24 protein-coding genes are annotated in these 23,904 nt (G+C 57.4%); 18 read left to right on the top strand and 6 right to left on the bottom strand.

The annotated features are described in order from the left end of the window. Positions 1-16 precede the first annotated feature (16 nt). Positions 17-817, top strand: a complete 801-nt coding sequence (locus FHC49_RS11930; RefSeq protein WP_220439856.1) for a winged helix-turn-helix domain-containing protein — start codon at positions 17-19, stop codon at positions 815-817. Further along, positions 817-1,335, top strand: coding sequence for a FidL-like protein (locus tag FHC49_RS11925; protein WP_185666477.1), 519 nt, complete (start codon positions 817-819; stop codon positions 1,333-1,335). The genes FHC49_RS11930 and FHC49_RS11925 overlap by 1 nt, the downstream gene beginning before the upstream one ends. Here FHC49_RS11925 and FHC49_RS11920 read toward each other — a convergent pair. Further along, a complete protein-coding gene (locus FHC49_RS11920) occupies positions 1,332-1,760 on the bottom strand; it encodes a FosA family fosfomycin resistance glutathione transferase (RefSeq protein ID WP_220439896.1) in 429 nt (142 codons plus the stop codon). The two genes, FHC49_RS11925 and FHC49_RS11920, sit on opposite strands and share 4 nt — an antisense overlap. A gap of 464 nt (positions 1,761-2,224) precedes the next feature. Between FHC49_RS11920 and FHC49_RS11915 the strand changes: the two genes are divergently transcribed. Genes FHC49_RS11915 through FHC49_RS11855 form a run of 13 tightly spaced genes read left to right on the top strand, consistent with a single transcriptional unit; the run spans position 2,225 to position 13,155 of the window. After that, entirely contained in the window at positions 2,225-2,503 is a 279-nt protein-coding gene (locus tag FHC49_RS11915) for a BMC domain-containing protein (RefSeq protein WP_001540796.1), read from the top strand. 16 nt (positions 2,504-2,519) lie between these two features. Further along, positions 2,520-2,804: a BMC domain-containing protein gene (locus FHC49_RS11910; RefSeq protein WP_115074640.1), complete on the top strand. Its 285-nt coding sequence runs from the start codon at positions 2,520-2,522 to the stop codon at positions 2,802-2,804. A 14-nt stretch (positions 2,805-2,818) separates the two neighbouring features. Continuing rightward, a complete protein-coding gene (locus FHC49_RS11905) occupies positions 2,819-3,097 on the top strand; it encodes a BMC domain-containing protein (protein WP_015585230.1) in 279 nt (92 codons plus the stop codon). A 53-nt stretch (positions 3,098-3,150) separates the two neighbouring features. Continuing rightward, a complete protein-coding gene (locus tag FHC49_RS11900; protein WP_220439855.1) occupies positions 3,151-4,749 on the top strand; it encodes an acetaldehyde dehydrogenase (acetylating) in 1,599 nt (532 codons plus the stop codon). 26 nt (positions 4,750-4,775) lie between these two features. Continuing rightward, on the top strand, positions 4,776-5,033 hold the full coding sequence (locus tag FHC49_RS11895) for a EutN/CcmL family microcompartment protein (RefSeq protein ID WP_220439854.1): 258 nt from the start codon (positions 4,776-4,778) through the stop codon (positions 5,031-5,033). Positions 5,034-5,048: 15 nt separating this feature from the next. After that, complete coding sequence (locus FHC49_RS11890) at positions 5,049-6,206, top strand: 1-propanol dehydrogenase PduQ (RefSeq protein ID WP_220439853.1); 1,158 nt, start codon at positions 5,049-5,051, stop codon at positions 6,204-6,206. 22 nt (positions 6,207-6,228) lie between these two features. Beyond that, entirely contained in the window at positions 6,229-9,615 is a 3,387-nt protein-coding gene (gene cutC, locus FHC49_RS11885; RefSeq protein ID WP_220439852.1) for a choline trimethylamine-lyase, read from the top strand. A gap of 54 nt (positions 9,616-9,669) precedes the next feature. Further along, the gene (gene cutD / locus FHC49_RS11880; protein WP_220439895.1) at positions 9,670-10,617 is read left to right on the top strand and encodes a choline TMA-lyase-activating enzyme; all 948 of its coding nucleotides are present in this window, start codon (positions 9,670-9,672) and stop codon (positions 10,615-10,617) included. Between the two features lie 11 nt (positions 10,618-10,628). After that, positions 10,629-11,069, top strand: coding sequence for a BMC domain-containing protein (locus tag FHC49_RS11875; RefSeq protein ID WP_185666483.1), 441 nt, complete (start codon positions 10,629-10,631; stop codon positions 11,067-11,069). Continuing rightward, positions 11,066-11,686, top strand: coding sequence for a phosphate propanoyltransferase (locus FHC49_RS11870; protein WP_220439851.1), 621 nt, complete (start codon positions 11,066-11,068; stop codon positions 11,684-11,686). The genes FHC49_RS11875 and FHC49_RS11870 overlap by 4 nt, the downstream gene beginning before the upstream one ends. An 11-nt stretch (positions 11,687-11,697) precedes the next feature. Continuing rightward, a complete protein-coding gene (locus FHC49_RS11865) occupies positions 11,698-12,360 on the top strand; it encodes a hypothetical protein (protein WP_220439850.1) in 663 nt (220 codons plus the stop codon). Positions 12,361-12,394: 34 nt separating this feature from the next. Beyond that, positions 12,395-12,808, top strand: coding sequence for a multidrug efflux SMR transporter (locus FHC49_RS11860; protein WP_220439849.1), 414 nt, complete (start codon positions 12,395-12,397; stop codon positions 12,806-12,808). 17 nt (positions 12,809-12,825) lie between these two features. After that, on the top strand, positions 12,826-13,155 hold the full coding sequence (locus tag FHC49_RS11855; RefSeq protein ID WP_185666487.1) for a multidrug efflux SMR transporter: 330 nt from the start codon (positions 12,826-12,828) through the stop codon (positions 13,153-13,155). A 94-nt stretch (positions 13,156-13,249) separates the two neighbouring features. Here the strand turns inward: FHC49_RS11855 and FHC49_RS11850 are convergent, their stop codons facing one another. From FHC49_RS11850 to speFL, 4 genes are all read right to left on the bottom strand, one after another. Next, entirely contained in the window at positions 13,250-13,579 is a 330-nt protein-coding gene (locus tag FHC49_RS11850; protein ID WP_220439848.1) for a hypothetical protein, read from the bottom strand. 13 nt (positions 13,580-13,592) lie between these two features. Continuing rightward, entirely contained in the window at positions 13,593-14,906 is a 1,314-nt protein-coding gene (gene potE, locus FHC49_RS11845; protein ID WP_185666489.1) for a putrescine-ornithine antiporter, read from the bottom strand. Positions 14,907-15,021: 115 nt separating this feature from the next. After that, positions 15,022-17,190 carry an ornithine decarboxylase SpeF gene (gene speF / locus FHC49_RS11840; RefSeq protein WP_220439894.1) on the bottom strand — a complete coding sequence of 723 codons (2,169 nt, stop codon included), beginning with the start codon at positions 17,188-17,190 and terminating at the stop codon, positions 15,022-15,024. A gap of 290 nt (positions 17,191-17,480) precedes the next feature. Further along, positions 17,481-17,585 carry a leader peptide SpeFL gene (gene speFL / locus FHC49_RS11835; protein ID WP_185666490.1) on the bottom strand — a complete coding sequence of 35 codons (105 nt, stop codon included), beginning with the start codon at positions 17,583-17,585 and terminating at the stop codon, positions 17,481-17,483. Positions 17,586-18,128: 543 nt separating this feature from the next. Between speFL and FHC49_RS11830 the strand changes: the two genes are divergently transcribed. After that, positions 18,129-19,724, top strand: coding sequence for an EAL domain-containing protein (locus tag FHC49_RS11830; protein WP_220439847.1), 1,596 nt, complete (start codon positions 18,129-18,131; stop codon positions 19,722-19,724). 13 nt (positions 19,725-19,737) lie between these two features. On the opposite strand, the gene FHC49_RS11825 is transcribed toward FHC49_RS11830, so the two are convergent. Then, on the bottom strand, positions 19,738-21,096 hold the full coding sequence (locus FHC49_RS11825; protein ID WP_185666492.1) for an LLM class flavin-dependent oxidoreductase: 1,359 nt from the start codon (positions 21,094-21,096) through the stop codon (positions 19,738-19,740). A gap of 234 nt (positions 21,097-21,330) precedes the next feature. Here FHC49_RS11825 and FHC49_RS11820 point away from each other — a divergent pair, with 234 nt between their 5' ends. Both FHC49_RS11820 and FHC49_RS11815 read left to right on the top strand, forming a co-directional pair. Beyond that, the gene (locus tag FHC49_RS11820) at positions 21,331-22,953 is read left to right on the top strand and encodes an ABC transporter substrate-binding protein (RefSeq protein ID WP_220439846.1); all 1,623 of its coding nucleotides are present in this window, start codon (positions 21,331-21,333) and stop codon (positions 22,951-22,953) included. Then, the gene (locus FHC49_RS11815; RefSeq protein WP_220439845.1) at positions 22,950-23,903 is read left to right on the top strand and encodes an ABC transporter permease; all 954 of its coding nucleotides are present in this window, start codon (positions 22,950-22,952) and stop codon (positions 23,901-23,903) included. The genes FHC49_RS11820 and FHC49_RS11815 overlap by 4 nt, the downstream gene beginning before the upstream one ends. The last annotated feature ends 1 nt before the right edge of the window (position 23,904 follow it).

The raw sequence follows: 23,904 nt of genomic DNA, 5'->3' as shown, positions 1-23,904 counted from the left end.
ATAGGCTGAGGCCGCGATGCGCTACAACATCAATGCCCGTTTTATTTATGACGCAACGGATGGCACGATAACGCTGCCGCAAAGCGATGAGCCGGACAGCCAGCTGTCTATCACCGCCAGCGCCCTGCTGTTCTTCTTTTTGCATAACACCGGAATCGTCAGCCGGGAAGAGGTACTCAAGAAGGTCTGGGATGACAACGGGTTAACCTCGTCGAACAGCAACCTGAATCAATATCTGAGCATGCTGCGCAAAACCTTCCGCCACTACGGAATCGACAACATTATCGTCACCGTGTCGCGGAGTTATTTGCAGCTCAACCCGGACGTGGTCATTGAGGCGCTGGACGACACCCCTCCGCCCGCCCCCACGCCGGAACCGCCGGTCATCGTCGACGAAACTGCGCCAGAGCCGCCGCAGGAAACCCCTCCCGCTACGACGCATGCGCGCGGCACCTGCTGGTATATCGCTGGTGCCTGCCTGCTGACCATCGCGCTGCTGCTGCTTATTCTAAGCCTGGTGGGGGTGCGAGAGTCACGCCCCATCACCCTGAGTCAAATCACCCATAGCCAGTGCGAACTGCTGGCCAGCGATGAGATGCTGCGCTCGGTCAGCGCCAGCGCCTACGTGAAAAATTTCGATGAGGTGCGCCAGCGACTGAAAGTCGAGTGCAAACCCGGCGAGCGCTTCCTCTTCTTCTACGGCGACAGGCTGGAGACCAACGGTCTGGGGCGCGTATTCCTCGCCCACTGCGCGATGCATGAAGATAACCCGTTTAGCTACTGCGACAACTACTTTTACTACTCCTGGAAGCCGTAATGAAACTCGCGCCGCGTACGTTCTTTGCCCTTTCTCTGCTCATCTTTATCGTGGTCGCCGGGTTTAGCGCCTGGCGTCTTCTGCCCGATGAAAACGCCGGGGTGATGAGCTGCTCCACCAAAGGGATCATGCGTTTTGAAAATATGGAAAAAGAGAACGTGAACGGCAACATTCACTTCAACTTTGGCAGCCACGGCAAAGGCTCAATGGTGGTCGAGGGCTATACCGATTCGGCCGCCGGCTGGCTCTATCTACAGCGCTACGTCAAATTCAGCTACAGCAGCAAACGCATTTCCGCCACCGAACGCCACTACCGTATCAACCAGTGGGAGTCGAGCGCCTCGTCCATCGATGAGTCGCCGGACGTGATTTTCGCCTACTTTATGCGCGAGATGTCCGACAGCCACGACGGGCTGTTTCTCAACGCCCAGAAGCTTAACGACAAGGCGATTCTGCTCAGTTCCATCAACTCACCGCTGTGGATCTGTACGTTGAAGTCAGGTAGCGCGCTGAACTAAGACTCACCGTCCTCATAAAAGACCATGCCTTGATAGGGGCGCTCACGGCAGGCGGCCAGCCGCTGGGCGAGACTGCCAACGTGCAGTTCCAGCTTGTGTCCGTCCGGGTCGAGAAAATAGTAAGATGCCCCTTCGCTGCGGTTATCCTTCCACACCACCGTTCCGGCCTGCGCCAGTCGCTCGGCCATCGTTGCAAAATCAGCTTCCGCCACGCTAAAGGCATAGTGGGTATAATCGCTCTCCTCGGACGGCGTGTTGCGACGCTGGTCATCCAGCGACAGGCAAAGCCACAACGCTCCACACGACAAATAGGCTCCGCCATCCCAGCGAGCGTGCAGGCGCATCCCCAGTAACCGGTGATAAAAAGCGACGCTTGGCGTCAGGTCGCTGACTGCCAGGGTCAGATGATTAAGTCCACTCAGCATAATCCCCTCTGAATAATTAACGATGTTCAGGCGTACCAACGGCAAACTGTGATCCATCGCGCACCCGCTTTTTCCCGCCGATTACCCCTCGCAAAAAAGCGCATCTTTTGCGTTTAGCCTCGCCGCCAAAATTTGAACCTCACCACAGTTGCCCCTGCGCTATGTTACTCGACTTTTGTATAAATTTAGCAATTTCATAACATTCATGACTGCCGCCATGAGCGCTGAAAAAAGCACCTTACTTTCGTCAAAATCCCGCCCCGCGCCACAGCATAAAGAGATAAATCAGCGGCCATAAGAGGCTAAATGGCAGAATTTTTATCTAAATCAGACTCACGACCAGATTTAAATTCCACCATAACCGCTAGTCCCTATAGTGAATCCCGAACGCCGCTGCCGTGGGTTAACGCCGTGACACGGACGGTTTTCCTGAAATCACACAACCTGTTTTGAGGAGTGAAGCAATGGGTGATGCATTAGGGCTTATCGAAACCAAAGGTCTGGTGGCCTGCATTGAAGCCGCGGATGCGATGTGTAAAGCCGCCAACGTTGAACTGATTGGCTACGAAAACGTCGGCTCCGGCCTCGTCACCGCGATGGTGAAAGGCGACGTCGGCGCGGTGAAAGCGGCGGTGGATTCCGGTGTGGAATCGGCGCAGCGCATTGGGGAAGTGGTGACGTCGCTGGTGATTGCGCGTCCACATAACGACATCAACAAAATTGTCATTAAACACAAGGCTTAAGGCCAGGAGAACGCAAATGGGTGATGCATTAGGTCTGATTGAAACCAAAGGTCTGGTGGCCTGTATCGAAGCGGCAGATGCGATGTGTAAAGCCGCCAACGTCGAGCTTATCGGCTACGAAAACGTCGGTTCCGGTCTCGTCACCGCGATGGTGAAAGGCGACGTCGGCGCGGTGAAAGCGGCGGTGGACTCCGGCGTGGAATCGGCGCAGCGCATTGGTGAAGTGGTGACCTCGCTGGTTATCGCGCGTCCACATAACGACATCAACAAGATTGTCTCGCACTACAAAATTAGCGAATAACCGGAGAGAAAATGATGAAAGAAGCGCTTGGTCTGATTGAAACCAAAGGTCTGGTGGCCTGTATCGAAGCGGCAGATGCGATGTGCAAAGCCGCCAACGTCGAGCTTATCGGCTATGAAAACGTCGGCTCCGGCCTCGTCACCGCGATGGTGAAAGGCGACGTCGGCGCGGTTAACGCGGCGGTGGACTCCGGTGTGGAAGCGGCAAAACGCATCGGTGAAGTGGTGACCTCCCGCGTCATCGCCCGCCCGCATAACGACATCGAAAAAATCGCATCGCAGCATAAAGCATGACCTGACCGGGCACGCCCCGTCTGCACTCTTTTCGTCTGATGAAGGATAGACTCATGATTGAACTGGATACCGATTTGCTCTCTCGCCAGAACGCGCGAGAACTGGTGCGCAACGCCAAAAAAGCGCAAGCGGTAATGGCCACCTTTTCGCAGCAGCAAATCGACGCCATCGTGAAAAACGTGGCCCAGGAAGCGGCGCACCATGCCGAAGCGCTCGCGAAAATGGCCGCGGAAGAGACCGGCTTCGGCAACTGGCAGGATAAAGTCCTGAAGAACCGTTTTGCCTCGCTGCGCGTTTACGACGCCATCAAAGATATGAAGACCGTCGGCATCATTCATGACGATCAACAGAAAAAAGTGATGGACGTGGGCGTGCCGCTCGGCGTTATCTGCGCGCTGGTTCCCTCAACCAACCCGACCTCAACGGTCATCTACAAAACGCTGATTGCCCTGAAGGCCGGCAACGCCATTATCTTCTCGCCGCATCCGGGTGCACGTCAGTGCAGCTGGAAAGCGATTGAGATTGTCAAACGCGCGGCAGAAGCGGCGGGCGCACCGGCCGGCATCGTTGACGGCGTGAGCGAACTGACGCTGGAAGCCACCTCCGAACTGATGCACAGCAAAGACGTGTCGCTAATCCTGGCGACCGGCGGTGAAGGCATGGTGCGCGCGGCCTACGCTTCCGGTACGCCAACCATCAGCGGCGGCCCGGGTAACGGCCCGGCGTTTATCGAGCGCAGCGCCGATATTCCTCACGCGGTGAAAGATATCATCACCAGCAAAACCTTCGATAACGGCGTGATCTGCGCTTCTGAGCAGTCAATCATCGTCGAAGGCTGTATTTACGATGAAGTACATCGCGAGCTGGAAGCCCAGGGCGCGTACTTTATGAACGAAGGCGAAGCGGCGAAAATGGCGGCCCTGCTGCTGCGTCCGAACGGCACCATCAACCCGAAAGTCGTCGGCAAAACGGCGCTCTATCTGAGCCAGATGGCGGGCTTCTGCGTACCGGCCAGCACCCGCGTGCTGATTGCCGAACAGACCACCGTCTCGTCGAAAAACCCCTACTCGCGTGAAAAGCTGTGCCCGGTACTTGGCCTGTACGTGGAAGAGGACTGGAAAGCCGCCTGCCATCGCGTGGTGGAGTTGCTGACCAACGAAGGCCTTGGCCATACGCTGGTGATCCACACCCGCAACCAGGATGTTATCCGTCAGTTCTGCCTTGAAAAACCGGTTAACCGCATTCTGATCAACACGCCCGCAGCGCTGGGCGGTATCGGCGCGACCACCAACATCACCCCGGCGCTGACCTTAGGCTGCGGCGCGGTGGGCGGCGGCTCCAGCTCCGATAACGTCGGCCCGATGAACCTGCTCAATATCCGCAAAGTGGGCTACGGCGTGCGCTCTATCGACGAACTGCGCGCACCAAGCAGCCGCGTGGAACCGCAGCCGACCATCACCAGCCAGCCGGTTGACCCACGCCGCAGCATCGTTGACGACGCGCGTTTCACCTCCCCTGCCCCAGCCGTCACCCTCAATACCCACGGCGACAACCGTTTCGCGACGGCGGCGACCGCAGAGGCAGAAGGTGACATCAGCGAGCAGAACGTGGAGCGCGTGATCCGTCAGGTGCTTGAGCGTTTAGGCAAGTAACGCATTGATATAAGGCGATAAAAACAATGATTCTCGCAAAGGTTACCGGACATGTCGTGGCCACACAAAAGAGCGATGAGCTACGGGGCAGCAACCTGCTGCTGATCACTGAACTGGATGACAACCAGCAGCCGATGAAAGACCGCTCCTGGGTCGCCGTCGATAGCGTCGGCGCGGGGATGCACGACATCGTGTTGGCCGAGGAGTACTTCGCGCTCAACAAAGACCGCTATAAAGCGATGGCGGTGGTAGCCATTGTCGAGAACGTGTTTCGGGACGCTTAAGGAGTGAATAACCCAATGAGTGAATTTTTGCTGAAACCCCGGATCTGCTTCGGCCAGGACGCGCTGTCAGCCCTGCGTGATGTCAGTGCCCATCAGGCGCTGCTGGTCACCGACCAGGCGATGGTCAAGTTTGGCCTCGCCGCTAGGGTGACGGAGATCCTCGGCGAGCGCGGCATTGCGCTGCAAATTTGGGATGACGTGGTGGCTGACCCGGACATCGCCACCGTGGTACGCGGCATGAAGTTGATGGACAGCCGCTATCCGGATCTGGTGGTCGCCCTGGGCGGCGGTTCGGTGATTGACGCCGCCAAAGCGGTTATTTTCGCCCTGGCGCAAACCCGCCCGGACGCCGGTCGCCAGCGCCCTTGCTTCGTGGCCATCCCCACCACCAGCGGTACCGGCTCGGAAGTCACCAGCTTTTCGGTGGTGAAGGCTCACGCCGAGAAGCTGGTGCTGGTCGACCCGTCGCTGCTGCCGGATATCGCCATTCTCGACCCGACGCTGGTGGCGTCGGTGCCGCCGTCCATCACCGCTGATACCGGGATGGACGTGCTGTGCCACGCGCTGGAGGCTTACGTCTCCCGCGCCGCCAGCGACTTTACCGATGCGCTGGCCGAGAAGGTGGTGCAGCAGGTGTTCCGCTACCTGCCAACCTGCTGGCGCAACGGCCAGGATTTGCAGGCGCGGGAGAAAATGCACAACGCCTCCTGTATGGCGGGCATGGCCTTTACCAACGCGTCGCTCGGCATCACCCACAGTCTGGCCCACGCGCTCGGCGGCATCTTTCGCGTCCCGCACGGTCGCGCCAACGCCCTGCTGATGGCGCAGGTGGTGGCGTGGAACGCTGACTATCAGGGGCAGTGCGATACCGAGGCCGCGCACAAATATGCGCATCTGGCCCGCCTGCTGAGTCTGCCCGCGAGCACCGCCCGCGAAGGCGTCACCAGCCTGCTGGTCGCCATTGAAGCACTGAAAGATGAAATGACCCTGCCCGCCGGCATTCACGGCACTGGCGTGGACGGCGAGGCGTTTGAGCATCGCTTAGCGGAGATGGTCGGTCAGGCGCTGCGTGACAGCTGCACCCCCACCAACCCGCGCACGCCGGACGCGCAGGCATTAACCGAACTTTATCGCCAGGCATGGAGCGGCTGCGCCGTTCAGCGCCACGGATAACAAGAACGAGAGGATCTTACCTATGGCACACTACAGCTTAACGCCGCGCGTCAAAGTGCTGGCTGAACGTTTACTGGCCAACGCCAGCACCCTGTGCACCGAACACGCGACCGTGCTGAGCGGGCTGGACGGCGATATCGCTGGCGTTCCCGCCGCCGTCAAACCGGCGCGCCGCTTCTATGAACTGATGCGTCAGCTGCCGCTCACCATCAGCGCCGATGAGCTGATCGTCGGTAACCAGACCCGCAAGCCGCACGGCGCGATTTTCCATGATGAAGCCGCCGCACGTCGCCCATCGGCGTTCCAGTTCCTCAATCTGAACAGCGACCTCGACTCCCCGGACTATAAACTGGTGGTCGAGAAAGGCGTGCTGGCGATTAAACACCAGCTGGAAGAGAAAACCCGTACGCTCGGCAGCGCCGTCAGCCGCAGCGGCATGGACGAAGTGAACGGCTGCCGCGCCGCGATTTACGCCTGTGACGCCCTGATGGCGCTGGCACAAAATCTCGCCCACAGCGCCGAGCAGTTGGCCGCCGCTGAAACCAACGCGTATCGCAAAGCCGAGCTGTTAGACAGCGTCGCGATTCTGCACCACGTTCCGGCCCATCCGGCGCGCAGTTTTAAAGAGGCCTGCCAGGCGTTCTATCTGTTCCAGCTGGCGCTGCAGCTCGATAACGGCAGCTACGCGGTGAACCCGGAAGGCGCCGACAAAGCCCTGCTGCCGTACTACCAGCACGATATTGCCAACGGCGCACTGACCGACGCTCAGGCGTATGAAATCGTTGAGTCGCTGTGGTTTAAGCTCGCGGAATTAAGCGAAGTCCGCGCCGCCAGCGCGATTGATGGCTACCCGATGTTCGATGCCCTGCTGCACGGCGCGAGCCTTGAAAACGCGAACATCAACGCCCTGTCTGAGATGTTCCTGAGTGCCCAGCACAACCTCAGCGCGTTGCATCTGCCGGTGCGTCTGTTCAGCGGCAAGCAGCCCGTTTCCGCAGCACCGTTCGCCAACTGCAGTGAAACCACCACGGCGGAAGGGCTGACCCCGCGCATGCAGCGCCTGCGCAACCACTACCTGACCGTGCGCCCAAGCGTCTCCATCTACCGCGCGCTGGCCTTTACCGAAGTGGTGAAAGCCAACCCGGGGATGCCGACCATTCTGCTGCGCGCCAAAGCGTTCCGCCATGCCTGCGAAACCGCGCCGATTCTGATTCAGGACGATGAACTGATCGTCGGCCATCCGTGCGGCAAGCCGCGCGCTGGGGCCTTCTCGCCGGATATCGCCTGGCGCTGGGTACGCGACGAGCTCGACACCATGAGCACCCGTCCGCAGGATCCGTTTGAGATCAGCGAAGAAGATAAAAAGACCATCCGCGAAGAGATCGTGCCGTTCTGGGAAGGCCGTTCCCTCGATGAGATCTGCGAAGCGCAGTACCGCGAGGCGGGCGTCTGGTCCTTCAGCGGCGAAACCTTTGTCAGCGACCTCTCCTACCACCAGATCAACGGCGGCGGTGATACCTGTCCGGGCTACGACGTGTTGCTATTTACCAAAGGGATGAACGGCATCAAAGCCGACGCCGAGGCGAACCTGGCAACGCTGAGCATGGAAAACCCGGAAGACATCGACCGTATTTACTACTACAAAGCGGCGATTGAAACCTGCGAAGGGGTAGTGAGCTACGCCCACCGTATCGCTGCCCGCGCCCGCGAACTGGCCGCCGTTGAGCAGAATGCCCAGCGTCGCGCTGAACTGCTGACCATCGCCGAAGTGAACCAGAACGTCCCGGCGAATCCGCCGAAAACCCTGCAGGAAGCGCTGCAAAGCATCTGGACCGTCGAATCGCTGTTTGAAATCGAAGAGAACCAGACCGGGCTGTCGCTGGGCCGCGTTGACCAATACTGCTACCCGATGTTCGAAGCCGATATCCGCGAAGGCCGCCTGACCCACGATGCCGCGCTGGAATTGTTGCAGGCATTTATCATCAAATGCGCCGAACTGATGTGGATGTCCAGCGAACTGGGGGCGAAGTACTTCGCGGGCTACCAGCCGTTTATCAACCTGACCGTTGGCGGCCAGAAGCGTTCCGGCGGCGATGCCTGTAACGACCTGACCTATCTGATCATGGACGCCGTGCGCTTTGTGAAGGTTTACCAGCCGTCGCTGGCCTGCCGTATTCATAACCAGTCACCGCAAAAGTACATGGAAAAAATCGTCGACGTGGTGAAAGCGGGTATGGGCTTCCCGGCCTGTCACTTCGATGACTCCCACATCAAGATGATGCTGCGCAAAGGCTTCGACTTCGAAGACGCGCGTGACTACTGCCTGATGGGCTGCGTGGAACCGCAGAAATCCGGCCGCATCTACCAGTGGACCTCCACCGGCTACACCCAATGGCCAATCGCCATTGAGTTCGTCTTAAACCGTGGCCGCATGGTGCTGTTCGACAGCTATCAGGGGTTGGATACCGGCGACCTGCGCGACCTGCACACCTTCGAGGCGTTCGACGCAGCGGTGAAACAGCAGATTGCCCACATCGTGCGCCTGTCGGCGATTGGTACGGTGATCAGCCAACGCGTGCACCGCGACGTGGCGCCGAAACCGCTGATGTCGCTGCTGGTCGAAGGCTGCATGGAAAAAGGCAAAGACGTGGCCGCCGGTGGCGCGATGGTCAACCACGGGCCGGGGCTGATTTTCTCCGGTCTGGCGACCTACGTCGACTCGATGGCCGCTATTCGCAAGCTGGTGTTCGAAGATAAGAAATACACCCTTGAGCAGATGCGCGATGCGATGCTGGCGAACTTTGAAGGTTTTGAAGGGCTGCGCCGCGACTGCCTGAACGCACCGAAGTACGGCAACGACGATAACTACGTTGACCAGTACGCGCTGGACATTACCGAGTGGACCGAGCGCGAGTGCCGCAAGTACAAAATGCTCTACTCCACCCTGAGCCACGGCACGCTCTCCATCTCCAACAACACGCCAATCGGCGAGCTGACCAACGCCACGCCGAACGGCCGTCTGGCATGGATGCCGCTCTCCGACGGCATCAGCCCGACCCAGGGCGCGGACAAACATGGCCCAACCGCCATCATCAAGTCGGTCAGCAAAATGAACGTGGAAACCATGAACATCGGCATGGTGCACAACTTCAAGTTCCTCAAAGGGCTGCTCGATACCCCAGAAGGCCGCCACGGGCTTATCACCCTGCTGCGCACCGCATCGATTCTCGGCAACGGCCAAATGCAGTTCAGCTACGTCGATAACGAAGTGCTGAAGAAAGCCCAGTTGGAGCCGGAAAAATACCGCGACCTGATCGTGCGCGTGGCGGGCTACAGCGCCTACTTCGTTGAGCTGTGCAAAGAGGTACAGGACGAGATCATCAGCCGTACGGTGATTGAGAAGTTCTGATGTAACGGAACGCATAAGGACAAGGACGTCCAGAATATTCAGGAGGCAAGCGTGATGGGCAATACGCAGGAATTAACGGGTCGAATTTTTAATATTCAGAAGTATTCGATCTATGACGGAGACGGCATTCGCACGCTGGTGTTTTTTAAGGGCTGCAACATTCGCTGCCCGTGGTGCGCCAACCCGGAAGGGTTAAGCAGCCAGTTTCAGGTGATGTTCTCTCAGGACAAGTGCATTAACTGCGGCGACTGCGTGAACGTCTGCCCGGCGGGCATTCATTACCGCGCGGAAGAAAACGGCGAAATGAAGCACTTCGTCAACCGCAATAAAGACTGTATCGGCTGCCGAAAATGTGAAGAGATTTGCACCCAGAACGCGCTGGATATCATGGGCAAAGATGTCACCGTCAGCGAGCTGATGGAGGTCATCATGCAGGACTACGACTTCTATATCTCCTCCGGCGGCGGCGTGACCATCGGCGGCGGCGAGATGAGCCTGCAGACCGATTTTGCCGTCGCCCTGTTTAGCGAATGCAAAAAAATGATGCTCAACACCGCCGTCGAAACCCAGGGCACCACCCCGCTGGCGAACTACCAGAAGCTGGCGCCGGTCACCGACACCTTCTTATTCGACATCAAGCAGATCGACAGCGATCACCACAAAACGCTGTTCGGTATCGGTAACGAAGGGGTGCGCCGCAACCTCGAATGGCTGGTCGATTCCGGCGCGAACGTGATTATCCGCATGCCACTGGTGCGCGGCTACAACGACTCGTGGGAAGCGATTACCGGGGCTATCGATTACGTACAGAAACTGGCGAAGCGCGGCAACATCCGCCGCATCGATATGCTGCCGTACCACCAGCTGGGACGCAAAAAATACGAACGTCTGGAGATGCCCTACCCGATTCTTCAGGACCCGTCGTACAGCGTGGAAGAGCTGAACCAGCTGGAGGCCTTTTTCGCCGGATTTGATTTTGATATTCGCTTAGTACGTCACTAAAGGAGCCGAGAATGAAAAGTTTAGGCGTCATTGAAACACGAGGATGGGTCGCCGCTATCCAGGCCGTCGACGCCGCCTGTAAAGCCGCAGGCGTCACCTGCATCGGCTATCGCAAGGTGGGGTCGGGGCTGGTGAGCGTCTGCTTTGAAGGAGAGATCAGCGCCATCCACGCCGCTATCGAACGCGGCGTGGAGGTGGTTAAGGCGACGAATCTGCCGGTTAATTCACTGGTCATCGCTCGTCCGGAACGCTGCATTGTGGAAGCGCTGAGCACCCTCAAAGGGCATCCACCGAGGGTGCAGACCGAGCCCGCTGCGCCGACGAAACCGGTCGAGCCCGTTAAACCGGTTATCGAACCGCCGGTGGACGTCGCTGAACCGGAAGCACCCGCCGCACCAGCCCCGGTTGTGGAAGAGAAAAACGCCGCGCATAAGAAAGGGAAAAAGGCATGATTGACACCCTGCTACAGGAAAAAATCAGCGCCCGACTGCACGAGGCCACGCCCGCCATCCCGGTGGGCGTCTCTAACCGCCACGTTCATCTGTCGCAACAGGATGTCGAAGCGCTGTTCGGCAAAGGCTATGCGCTAACGCCGTTCAAACCGCTGCGCCAGCCGGGGCAGTTTGCCGCCGAGGAGTGCGTCACCGTGGTCGGGCCAAAAGGCTCGCTGACTCAGGTTCGCGTGCTCGGCCCTACCCGGCCGATCACGCAGCTGGAAGTCTCCCGCGCCGACTGCTTCGCGCTGGGAATCAAAGCCCCGGTGCGGGAATCCGGCCAGCTGGAGAACGCGGGTGATGCGCTGCTGGTGGGGCCAAAAGGCCACGTTGAGCTGCACTCGCAGGTGATCTGCGCCTGGCGGCATATTCATATGTCGCCGCAGGATGCCCGTGCGCTTAACGTTCGCAACGGCCAGAAGGTCAGCGTTCGTAGCCACGGCGAACGACAGCTCACCTTCGATGAAGTGGTGGTGCGCGTGCGCGACGATTTCGCCCTTGAGTTCCATATCGACACCGAAGAGGACAACGCCGCCGGGCTGAAGAACGGCGCGCCGGTCACGCTGATAGGCTAAAGGAGCGACTGATGAGCGAGCAACAGATCGACCGTCTGGTGGCGCAGATCCTCCAGCGTTTACAGCCGCCGGTGCTGGTGATGGTCACCGCCGCCGACGGCTACCGTCAGGCTATTCGCCAACGGTTGGCAGGCTGCGGGCAGCGGCTGGTGCTGGCGATGGACGAAACCCTTGAGGATGCCGCAGCGTGGCATCAGCTTGGGGAGGTTCTGCCGCTGTCAGGTGAGCCGCCGATGGGCTATAAGGCGCTGCTGCTGCCGTTTCTCGACTATCCCCAGGCGGCAGATCTGGTCAACGGCACGCTGCATAGCCCGGTGGCGCGTCGGCTGCACGAGGCGCTGCTGGCGGGCATTCCGGTGCTGGCGCTGCGCTACCACTGCTGCCCGCACAGCGAGCTAAACCAGCTGCGCGGCGCGGTCATCGACAGCGCCTATACTGCGCATATCGACGCAACTCTTGCCCGCCTGGCGGCGTGCGGCGTGACGCTATGCACCATGAACGAACTGCTGGAGAAACTGACAACGGGCGTCACCGCACCTGCGCCCGCACCGTTAGCGGCAACCCGTCGTTATCTGACTGTCACAGATATCGTCAATAATCCGTCGCTGGCCGCAAGACCTGACGTCGTGCTGACCGATGCCGCCGTCGACTATGTCAAAACGAAGAAAAAATAACCTTACCTCGATAATAAAACCTGGAGTGTAGAAGATGTCTTCAAAAACAAAATGCTGGCTATGGATGCTGCTGGTTATCGTGTCAGAAACCTCGGCCACCTCAACCCTGAAAATGTTCGGTAGCAGCGAAGGCACCACCAAAATGCTGCTGCTCGCCCTGCTGGTGGTGCTCTATTGCACCTGCTACTACTCGCTCTCCCGCGCGGTGAAAGATATCCCCGTGGGCCTGGCCTATGCGACCTGGTCCGGCACCGGCATCCTGGTGGTATCCACGCTGGGCATGGCCTTCTACGGCCAGCACCCGGACACCGCCGCTATTATCGGTATGGTGATCATCGCCAGCGGCATCGTCATCATGAACCTGTTTTCCAAAATGGGCAGTGAGGAGAGCGAAGAGACGCCCGCCAAGCCTGCCGCTTCTACCCTGGACAAAAACGTCGCCAACTAACGCAAAAGGAATTCACTATGTTTAATCTCGGATTTTTATGGCTGGCGCTGTCTATCGGCTCCGAAATCACCGGCACCTCAATGATCAAAAAGACCAACGGCTTCAGCAAGCTGGGGCCATCGGTGCTGGTCGTTTGCGCCTACAGCCTGTGCTACTTCGCGCTGACCCGCGCCATGAGCACCATCCCGGTTGGCGTCGCCTATTCGCTGTGGTGCGGTTTTGGCATCGTCGGCGTGACCATCTTCTCGATGATCCTCTATAAGCAAAAGCCGGATCTGCCCGCTATTCTGGCGATGGTGCTGATCATCTCCGGCGGCGTGATCATGAACGTCTTCTCTCAGATGTAAACGTAAAAACGCCTTCCATTAGGGAAGGCGTTGAATGGTTTTCCCCCTCTCCCCAGAGGGGCGAGGGGCTCGTCCGCACACTTTTTTATGCAAGCTACCGGCTAAATGCCTGCAGTGGATGGCTCAATGCATGATTATGCACCGTGGAAATCTCGGCGATAATCACCTGATACCCCGCCAGCCAGCGCTCGCTTTTACCTTTGGCTTCAACGTGGTGGGCGTTATGAATACTCGCCTCCATCCCCGCTTTATCTGACCAGTAATAGTTGTTGATAAGCCTAAGGCCATCGGCGCTCTGGTAGCTTTCCATCCCCAGATAGCCGCTTGAGGCCAGCGTCGCCTGTTCGATGATGTCGTTCAGCGCGTCGAACTCAGCGTCATACTCTTTCTTCGCAAAAATAAAGGTCGCTTGCCACAGAGACATGCTCTTCTCCCGATTATGCCGCGTTGCTCAGTTCAAATTTTGGTGAAATAAAGCCGTACAGGGTCCAGCCGATAAAGGTCACGATAGCACCGTACATCATCGCTTCGTCACCGGAAGAGTACAGCGCATAGAAGCTATACAGCGCGCCGACAAAAGCAATCAGGTTGGCGATACGCGCTTTGCCCGGTTCCACTTTCGCGACTTTCTGGATAATCACCAGCGCCGCCATCGACAGGATGTACGGGATGATGTTGGTGACAACCGCCAGATCCACCAGCACGTTGAACTGTTTGTTCAGCGACGGGCTAATGGTCATCAGCGACAGCACGGTCTGAATCACCACGATAACCAGCATCCCTTTGACCGGCGCGTCAGCTTTGGTCACTTTGGAGAACACTTTCGGGAAGTAGCCGGTGTCAGCAGACGATTTGAACACCTGAGCAATGGTGAACTGCCAGCCGAGCAGTGAACCGCAGCAGGACATCACCATCAGCGCCATGATCACTTTACCCACCGTTGGGTTAAACATCTGGGCAAACGCCAGGCCGAACGGCGCAGTAGAGTTCGCCAGATCCATATTTGGCACGATACCGGCAATCACGTTAGTTGAGATGATGTAGATAACCGCCGCCCCCAGCGTCCCGCCCAGCACGGCGATCGGCACGTTACGTTCCGGGTTTTCCACCACGTCGGTATTGGCACACGCTGACTCAAGCCCCAGGAAGGCCCACAGGGTCATGGCGATAGAGGAACCGATAGCCGAGAAAGTTGGCGTATGGTGCGGGTTCCAGGAAGCGGCATACAGATGCGGGCTGAACCAGTACCAGCCAATAATCGACAGACCGACCACCGGAATAATCACGCCCCAGACGGTCACGCCGCTGATCTGGCCGGTAATTTTCGCCCCGCCAAAGTTAGCGACGGTACAGATCCACAGCACCGCAATGGTGGCCAGACAGATGGCAAATGGCGACAGGTTCACGCCCATCAGTTCAGTACCGTAGCCCACCGCCGAAATCGCGATGGCGACGTTGGCAATCAGCAGCGATACGCCGTAGGTGTAGTTCGCCATAAAGTTGCCGGACTTACCGAACGCATATTCGGCATAGCCGCCCATCCCGCCCGCTTTACGACTGAACATCCCGCATTTGGCGAAGGCATAGGCCAGCGCCATTGAACCCACGGCGGTCACCAGCCAGGAGACAATCGAAATGGTACCGACTTCAGCCAGCTTCGTCGGCAGCATAATAATCCCTGACCCCATCATATTGACGGCGGTTAAAATGGTGAGCTGAACCACCCCCATTTTATTTTTTGACGTACTCATAAGCTGTCCTCTTATTTAATCAGCGTTATCTTTTTTATTAACGCTCAGATTCCCCAGGCCGCCCGGCAATTCACCGAGCGGCAGGGGTAAACATAATTAACGAGATAATCTGGTCTTAACGCTCAATGACGTGCCCATAGGCGCGTTTACAGCCGTCAGCATCTTCCTGGATATATACGCCCTGTAATTCAGGGGCGAAGCCTGGCAGCAGGTTGATGCCCTCTTCCAGCGCCAGGAAATAACGCTGAACCGGGCCGCCCCAAACTTCACCAGGGACCACGCACAGCACGCCCGGTGGATAAGGAAGCGCGCCTTCGGCGGCAATCTGGCCTTCAATATCTTTCAGCGCGACTAATTCCACGTTGCCGCGAACAAATTCCATATTGGCCTGCTGCGGGTTCATGGCGACGCGTGGGAAATAATCCTTACGGAACATCTCTTTTTGCAGCTGTTTAACGTCGTAGCTGACGTACAGATCGTGCATCTCCTGGCATAACTGACGCAGGGTGTAGCCGCGATAGCGCGCTTCATGGTTGGCATACAGCGCCGGTAAGACTTCAGACAGCGGCGCATCCTCTTCCAGCAGACGCTCAAAGCGCGCAATTTGCGCCACCAGATGGCGCATCTTCGCCATGTCTTCCGCCGGCGTCAGCAGGAACAGAATCGAGTTAAGGTCGCATTTTTCCGGGACGATGCCGTTTTCACGCAGGAAGTTCGCCAGAATGGTTGCCGGGACGCCAAACGCTTCATACTCGCCGGTCTCCGCGTTAATGCCCGGCGTGGTGAGCATCAGTTTGCACGGGTCAACAAAGTACTGATCCTGCGCGTAGCCCTCAAAGGCGTGCCAGCTCTGGCCCGGAATAAAGTTGAAGAAGCGCAGATCGCCCGCCATCTCTTCGGTGTCGTAATCCTGCCATTTCTTGCCGTCTACCATTGGCGGGACGAACGGACGGATATGCTGGCACAGTTCCATAATCAGCTTGCGCGCTTCGATGCCGAACTTCACGCAGTCCAGCCACAGGCGCTTGCCGCTTTCACCGGCGTGCATTTTGGCGTTCACGTCGAGCGCCGCAAACAGCGGGTAGAACGGGCTGGTAGAGGCATGCATCATAAAGGCGTTGTTCATGCGCTTATGGCTGACGTAGCGCTGCTGGCCCTTGATATGGCTGTCTTTTTTATGGATCTGCGAGGTCTGAGAGAAGCCCGCCTGCTGTTTGTGTACCGACTGGGTCACCAGAATGCCCGGATCGTTTTCGTTCAGATCCAGCAGCAGCGGCGAGCAGTCTTTCATCATCGGAATAAACTGTTCGTAGCCAACCCACGCGGAGTCAAACAGAATGTAGTCGCACAGGTGGCCAATCTTATCCACCACCTGACGGGCGTTATAGATGGTGCCGTCGTAGGTGCCGAGCTGGATAATTGCCAGGCGGAACGGGCGCTGCTGGTTTTTACGGTCCGGCGCCACCTCTTCCACCAGCTTACGCAGGTATTTTTCATCGAAGCAGTGGGCGTCAATACCGCCGATAAAGCCAAACGGGTTACGCGCAGTTTCCAGATACACCGGGGTCGCCCCGGCCTGTAGCAGCGCACCGTGGTGGTTCGATTTGTGGTTATTGCGGTCAAACAGCACCAGGTCGCCCTGCGCCAGCAGCGCGTTCAGCACCACTTTGTTCGAGGAGGACGTCCCGTTCAGCACGAAGTAGGTTTTGTCGGCGTTGAACACTTTCGCTGCGTGCTGCTGCGCTGCACAGGCCGCGCCTTCGTGGATCAGCAGATCCCCTAATGCCACATCGGCGTTGCATAGGTCAGAGCGGAACAGGGTTTCGCCGAACCAGTCGAAGAACTGGCGGCCTGCCGGGTGACGGCGGTAGAACTGGCCGCCCTGGTGCCCAGGGCAGTCGAAGGCCGCGTAGCCTTTGCCCACGTAATCCACCATGCGGCTAAAGAACGGCGGCAGCATTTCGCTTTCGTAGCGATCGGCGGCGGCGTCGAGCTGTTTGCCATAGTAGTCGGCGTTATCGTCACACAGTTCAAAGACCCCGGTCACGCGCGGCAGCACGTCGGCCGGCAGCGTGTCTTCACAGCAGACGGCGACAAACACCGGCAGGCCAAAACCGGTCGCTTCGATGGTTTTCAGAATGCCGTTAGTGGCGTCCGCCACCGACAGCACCACGGCGGAAACGTCGGTGAAGTCGGTGCCGCGCACATCGCAGTTTTCACGGCGGCTAGAGAAGCAGGAAGTAATGGTCGAGCTAACCGCAATCTTGTTATTAAATTGGTTCATCATTTTCTCGGTACATAACAATAAATAAGGGGAGACCCTCCGACATCATTTATTTGTCGGATAATCAGAAATAGGTTTTAATGGGTTGTTTGTTTTATTTAATTACGCGTGACGATTCCTCACCTTGCGGTGAAAAAGAGAAAGCCACAAACCAGAAATAAATAACAGGCACAGCGCGGCGTTATGCTGATGCGCAATACACGATAGATTCCGGTGCTTAAGGGCGTAATAGTGATAAAACAGACATGACGTGGCGGAATAGCGTTCCGACCCACACCATTGAAGGGAGGTTATTTAGAGTTGAAGATATGAAAGTCGAAGCAGCTACGTTGGCTTACCATCATAATATGGGTAATACGTCTGATATGCGGCCAGGAATGGCTATTGTTTTCCATGTTCGTCTACTCATTGGAATTTGCGTTTATTCTGATTAAATCGTATGAGACATTTCTTGATTTTAATCAACTAAAGTAACAGGCCACACCCGTAACCCTTTTTTCCGGAAAATAAAAACTGAATGAAAAATCTATTTTGCGCGCGGACATAGATTGTCATATTCGTACATATCCGCGTACGCCTTTACCGCCTACCCGGCGGCAGGCCTTTAGAATCAGGTCTATTTGTCATACAAATATGTTTTTCCAGCACACCTTGCGCCGTGATAGCCCCAATACTGCAGCAAGATCCGTGTCATCAAAATCGCATTTTGATGCAACGAAATGAATTTATATTCATAACTGCATTTGACGAAAAACGTGATGATTAGCACGATAAGCTTAATAACACCTACTACTGATGGGGTAATTCACCGCGTAACCATACGCATAATTCCTGATAATCGGTATTATCCGCCCTTTGTGCTAGCCTGAACCGCTTCAGCAGCGATATCATTAGCGCGCGAATCTATTACACCCTCTGACCTCAACAAAGGAAAAATAATGACCACGCAACGTCTGGTGAGCCTGATCACAGGCGTGCTGATTATCGCTATTTTCCTGCCCATTGCCCTTAGTCTGTGGCTGGCAAACCGTCAGGCCAACGAACTGTTTAATCAGGAGATGAGCAGCTACACCGAGCGCGTACTGGCGCGTACCCAGCGCGTGAAGCAGCAGGCCAAAACCGCGCTTGAGGAAGTGAACCGTTTTCAGGGCAAGCCCTGCACCCTGGCTCACCTGCGCGAGATCCAGAAAATCTCCTATATCCATCAGTACATTCAGAGCGTGTTCTACCTTGATAAGCATAACGGCGCGTGCGATCTACTGAGCAACACGCTGTCTGAAAAGGTCCCCGGCACCGAATTCACCACGCCTGCGGGCTACACGGTCTTTCTCACCTCACGCCACGACCTGCAGACCGATGCCCCGATGCTGGCGGTAAGCCACGGTAAATATATGGTGATGGTTGACCCTGACTCATTGATTGACGTGCTGCCGAACCCGACCTATCCGATTCACGCCGCGCTTATCAACACCCAAAGCCACCGCATCGTCGCCAGCAACCATCCGCTCGACCCGGACATCTGGGAACACCATCTGCAAGCCTATCAGCCAGTCATGGAGTATGACCAGACGGTGTACCGCCAGCGCGTGCTGCCGGACGTTGGGGCGATTCTGCTGACCTGGTCCTCGGTGAAACCGCTATCGACCAGCTGGCATCGCCAACTGATGCTCTGGCTGCCGCTGGGGCTGTTAATTAGCGGGCTGGCCTCTTTCTTAATCCTGCGCATTTTGCGCCGCCTGCAGTCTTCCCATTTCCGCGTACTGGCAGCAATAAAAGCCAAAGAGATCACCGTGCACTATCAGCCGGTGGTGTCGCTCGAGGACGGGCGGCTGATCGGAGCCGAGGCGTTGGCCCGCTGGCAGCAGGCCGATGGTCGCTGGCTGCCGCCGGATCTCTTTATTGCCGTGGCGGAGCAAACCGGCGTGATTTGCCAGTTGACCGAGCATATCGTGCGCTGCGTGTTTGACGATCTGGGCCACTGGCTTTCGCAGCATCCTGAGGTCACGATGTCGATTAATATCACCGCCGCCGATCTCAGTTCGCCCACCCTGCCCGACCTGCTGCGCCAGCAAATTCAGCAGTGGAACGTGGCACCGACGCAGATTGCCCTGGAACTGACCGAGCGCGACCTGATCGCGCCGCAAACCGCGCGCCCGGTGCTGCAGGCCTACCGGGAAATGGGTCACAAGGTCTACATCGATGATTTTGGTGTCGGCTACTCGAGCCTGAGCTATCTTCAGGAGCTGGAGGTCGATACGCTGAAAATCGACAAAGCCTTTGTTGATGCGCTGGAGCACAAAGTGGTTACCGGCCATATCATTGAAATCGCCAAATCGCTGAACCTGAGCATGATTGCAGAAGGGATTGAGACCGAACATCAGCGCGACTGGCTGCGCGCGCACGGCGTCCCGGCCGGACAGGGCTGGCTTTACAGCAAAGCGCTACCGAAAAAAGCGTTTATCCAGTGGGCGCTGGAGAGAGGCCCACTGAAAAGCGGAGAGGCGAGTCTTATCCCGCGGCGCCCACATTCTTAAGCGCTCTACATCCCTATTTCTGTTGAGCGGGGTGGTCGCTCGCCGGTTCAGCGGCGCCCTGCGGGAAAAGCCGCTGGCGCAACGTCGGGCCAGTGGGTTTCTCGCTCAACAGGCCGCGCTGTTTCAGCGCCGGTATCACCCAGCGGGCAAAATCCTCGAAGCACCCCGGCGATAGCCACTGTGCCAGATTAATACCGTCGGTATCGCTGTCGTCGAGCCAGGTTTCAAGCTGCGCCGCCACGCTTTCACCGCTGCCAACAAACGTTTTTTGCCGCCCCAGTCCCTCTTCAGGTTGAAACACCTCGCGTAGCGTTTTGCGCGGCTGCCCTTCTTCACCGGTCACCATTTTAAGCATGGAGCGATTAGAGTTGGTTTGCTGCCACTCCAGCGGCGCATCCAGCGAATGGCCGGAGAGATCGACCCCAGTGCTGGCACCGTAGTGAATCAACGCTCCCTGCAGATCGTAGTGCGCGCGGCGTCTGGCAAAGTTCACCTGAGCCTCTTCTTCCGTTGCGCCGGTTATCACCGTCACCGCGCTGATAAACTTTATCGCCCCCGGCGCGCGTCCGTGTTCCGCCGCCCGCGCTTTAATCGCCGCAACCTGTTTTTTTACGCCGCTGGCATCCAGTCCGGCGACAAACACCACCTCTGCATGCCGCGCGGCAAAATCAATACCGCTCGGCGATCCCCCGGCCTGAAAAATCACCGGCGTGCGCTGCGGGCTGGGTTCGGAAAGATGGGCATCGGGCACCGTAAACCAGCGCCCCTTGTGGGCCACCGGATGAACGCGCTGCGGGTCGGTATAGACCCCGGCCACCTTATCGCGCTTCAGCGCCGCCCGTTCCCACGAATGTTGCCATAGCTTATAGCTGACGTTGAGAAACTCATCGGCGCGCTCATAGCGTTCGTCATGGTCCATCTGCTTTTCCAGCCCAAGGTTACGCGCAGCGCTTTCCAGCTGCGAGGTCACCACGTTCCAGGCGATGCGCCCCTTCGTCAGGTGGTCGAGGGTGGTAAATTTTCGTGCCAGCAGATAGGGCTGTTCATAGGTGGTGGATACCGTCACGCCAAAGCCCAGTCGTGAGGTGTGCGCCGCCATTGCCGAGACCAGCAGCAGCGGGTCGATAAGCGGCGACTGGATCCCCTGGGCCAGCGACGCCGCCGGACTTCCCTGCCAGCTATCAATCAGCCCCAGCGCATCGGCGATAAACAGACAGTCAAACCCCTGCTCTTCCAGCAGTTTTGCCAGCTCCACCCAATACGCGATATCGGTATAGCGATGGCTGTTGTCCTGCGGGTCGCGCCACATCCCATAGTTAATATGCGAGACCGCCGCCATGGTAAATCCACTGAGAATAATATTCTTACGCATTTTATTTACCGAAATAAAAAAACTGACCATAAATAAAACCCGGTGCATCGACAATGATTAAATCCGGCATATCAAAGCTAAAAAATGCAAATCAAAAAAAGAGAAAACAAAATAAGAAATGCGCATTTATTCTCTTTTTTAACCGATGCTAGTATCGCCCTTCAGTCTTGATACCAACATAAAAAATGACTGACTAAATATAAAAAACACCTGCTTTGCACATCGGACATCGCTATGAAAAAAAACGAAATTATAGCCGGGATATCGCTATCCCGCCGTAAGTTATTACAGCTCACAGCCGTTTCTACCACGTTAGTGATGGGATTAGGCATCCCTGCGTTGTCATTTGCCGATGATGCGGATGAAAAGTCGCGCTATGGCAAGACGTTAATTATTGGCCAGGCTCTGGAACCCACTATTTACGATCCCAACCACCAGTATTCTTATGAAACCTATCGGGTGGATAAACATATTTACGAATCACTGGTCGCGGAAGATTTATCCGTCCCGGCAGCGAAAGGTACACCGCCAATTATTCCCGGTCTGGCCACCCGCTGGGAAATTAATGACGATGCGACGGTCTTTACCTTCCATTTACGCGACGGGGTGAAATTCCACGACGGCACCGCGTTTGACGCCGAAGCGGTACGCTTTAACGTCCGTCGTTTTACCGATCCGCAGTTTGAGTACTTCGACGCCCGTTCGCAGGCCACCATGGCGCAGGTTTATCACGATCTGAAGGCCATTGAGGTCGTTGACCCACTCACCGTGCGCTACACCTTTAACCAACCGTTCCCGGATTTCCTGCGTTTTCTGCCGCAGGGCAACTGGGTGTCCGGCATCTTCAGCCCCGCGGCCCTCCAGAAATGGGGACAGGACGGACTGGCGGATCACCCCACCGGTACCGGGCCTTACCGCTTTGTGCTGCGGGTGCGTAACGATCGTACCGAACTGGTGCGCAATGACGGCTGGTGGGGCAAAAAGCCCTATATGGAACGGCTGATTTTCCGCCCTATCCTCGACGGCAGCACCGGCGTGAGCGCCCTGCAATCGGGCCAGGTCGATATTCTCTCCCGCACGCCAACCGACGCCGTCGATCTGCTGTCGCAAAGCGGCTACACGGTGCATGACAGTACCGAAGCCAACCAGCTGTTCCTCGGCTGGAACTTCGCCAATAAGTACACCAGCCAGTTGGCGGTACGTCAGGCAGTGATTAAAGCCATCAACCGTGAGGAACTCGTGAAATCGCTGTTGAACGGCCACGCGGTGGCGAGCTACAGCATTCTCAACCGTTCCAACGAAGCATTCCTGGCATCGCAACAAGATTACGCGTACGACCCGGAAGGGGCCAAAAAGCTGCTGGCCGATGCGGGCTTCAAACCGGGTGAAGTCAGCTTTACCATCATCACCTACGACCAGAATCAGCCGGTTATCGAGTGGATCCAACGCGATCTCAGCAAAGTGGGCATTACCGTGAAGGTGGTCTCACAGGAATGGATAACCTACAGCTCGCATCTGGCGAATCTGGCGGACGACACCGGGCTGTTCACCATGGAGTGGGGGCTGATTAGCCCGCAATGGCTCAACGTCGCCTGGAAAAACTATGTCGTTTCGCGCGGCAAAGGCGAGAAGGTGATTACCGGCGTCGCGCCGCTGATTGCGCAGGCGAGCGTCACCACCGACAAACCAAAAGCGCTGGCGCTGTGGCACCAGGTCAACCAGCAGTTCCAGCAACAGGCGGCGTTTGTCCCGCTGCTGGAGCTTAACCGCGTGTTTACCACCTCACCGGCTGTACAGGGCTTTAACGTTCCGGCGCAGAACTTCTACGACCTGACCCAAGTGTGGTTGAAACCATGAGCCGCCTGCTGTTGCTGCGGCTTGCGCAGACGGTGCCGCTGCTGTTTTTGATCTCGCTGCTGGTGTTTCTGATTGCCAAGCTGGTGCCCGGCGACCCGATCGCCAACGCGCTGGCCGGGCAGCTCTCCGCCGAGGCCATCGAGCAGATTCGTCAGGTCTACGGGCTGGATAAACCCGCAGCAGTGCAATATCTGCTGTGGGTGAAAAACCTGTTTAGCGGCGACTGGGGGATGTCGCTCACCATGCGCACGCCGGTCGCCGACGTGCTCGGCGGGGCATTTGCTAACACGGTTATCCTGACCGTTGCCGCCGTGCTGCTGTGCCTGATCCCCGGCGTGATTATCGGCGTGGTATGTGGGCTATGGCAGGGAACGCGCCGCGACCGTTTGGTGATGCTGGTGGTTCAGCTCGCCCACAACGTGCCTATCTTCTGGCTGGCGGTGTTTTTCATCTGGCTATTTGCCGTCAAGCTGCACTGGTTCCCGGTATCCGGCATGTATGACATGCGCGGAGACCGGGGCATTACCGACCTGTTACATCACCTGTTTTTACCGGCCCTGTCGACGGCGCTGATTTCGATGCTGATCCTCGCCCGCCAGGTACGCAACAGCGTTATCGGGATTATGCAGGCCGATTATATCCGCACCTACCGGGCGCTCGGCTACTCCACGCCCCGCCTGCTGTGGCGTCACTTGGGTCGCAACCTGCTGGCACCTATCATCAGCATTACCGGCTTACAAATTGGCTACCTGCTCAGCGGCGTGATTTTTATCGAGAAGATCTTCGCCTGGCCGGGGATTGGCACGCAGCTGTATAACGCGGCGGCAGGTCACGATTACCCCACCATCCAGACCGGCGTGATGCTGATCGCCGCCTGCTTCCTCGCCGTTAACCTGATAAGCGACGTCCTACAGGACTGGCTGGATCCCCGCCACGAAGGAGCCCGTTAAT

The organism is Kluyvera sp. EC_51, assembly GCF_019584505.1.
Taxonomy (GTDB): Bacteria; Pseudomonadota; Gammaproteobacteria; order Enterobacterales; family Enterobacteriaceae; genus Kluyvera; species Kluyvera sichuanensis.
The sequence above is the reverse complement of the archived record's forward strand: the minus strand, read 5'-3'. Positions and strand labels throughout refer to the sequence as shown.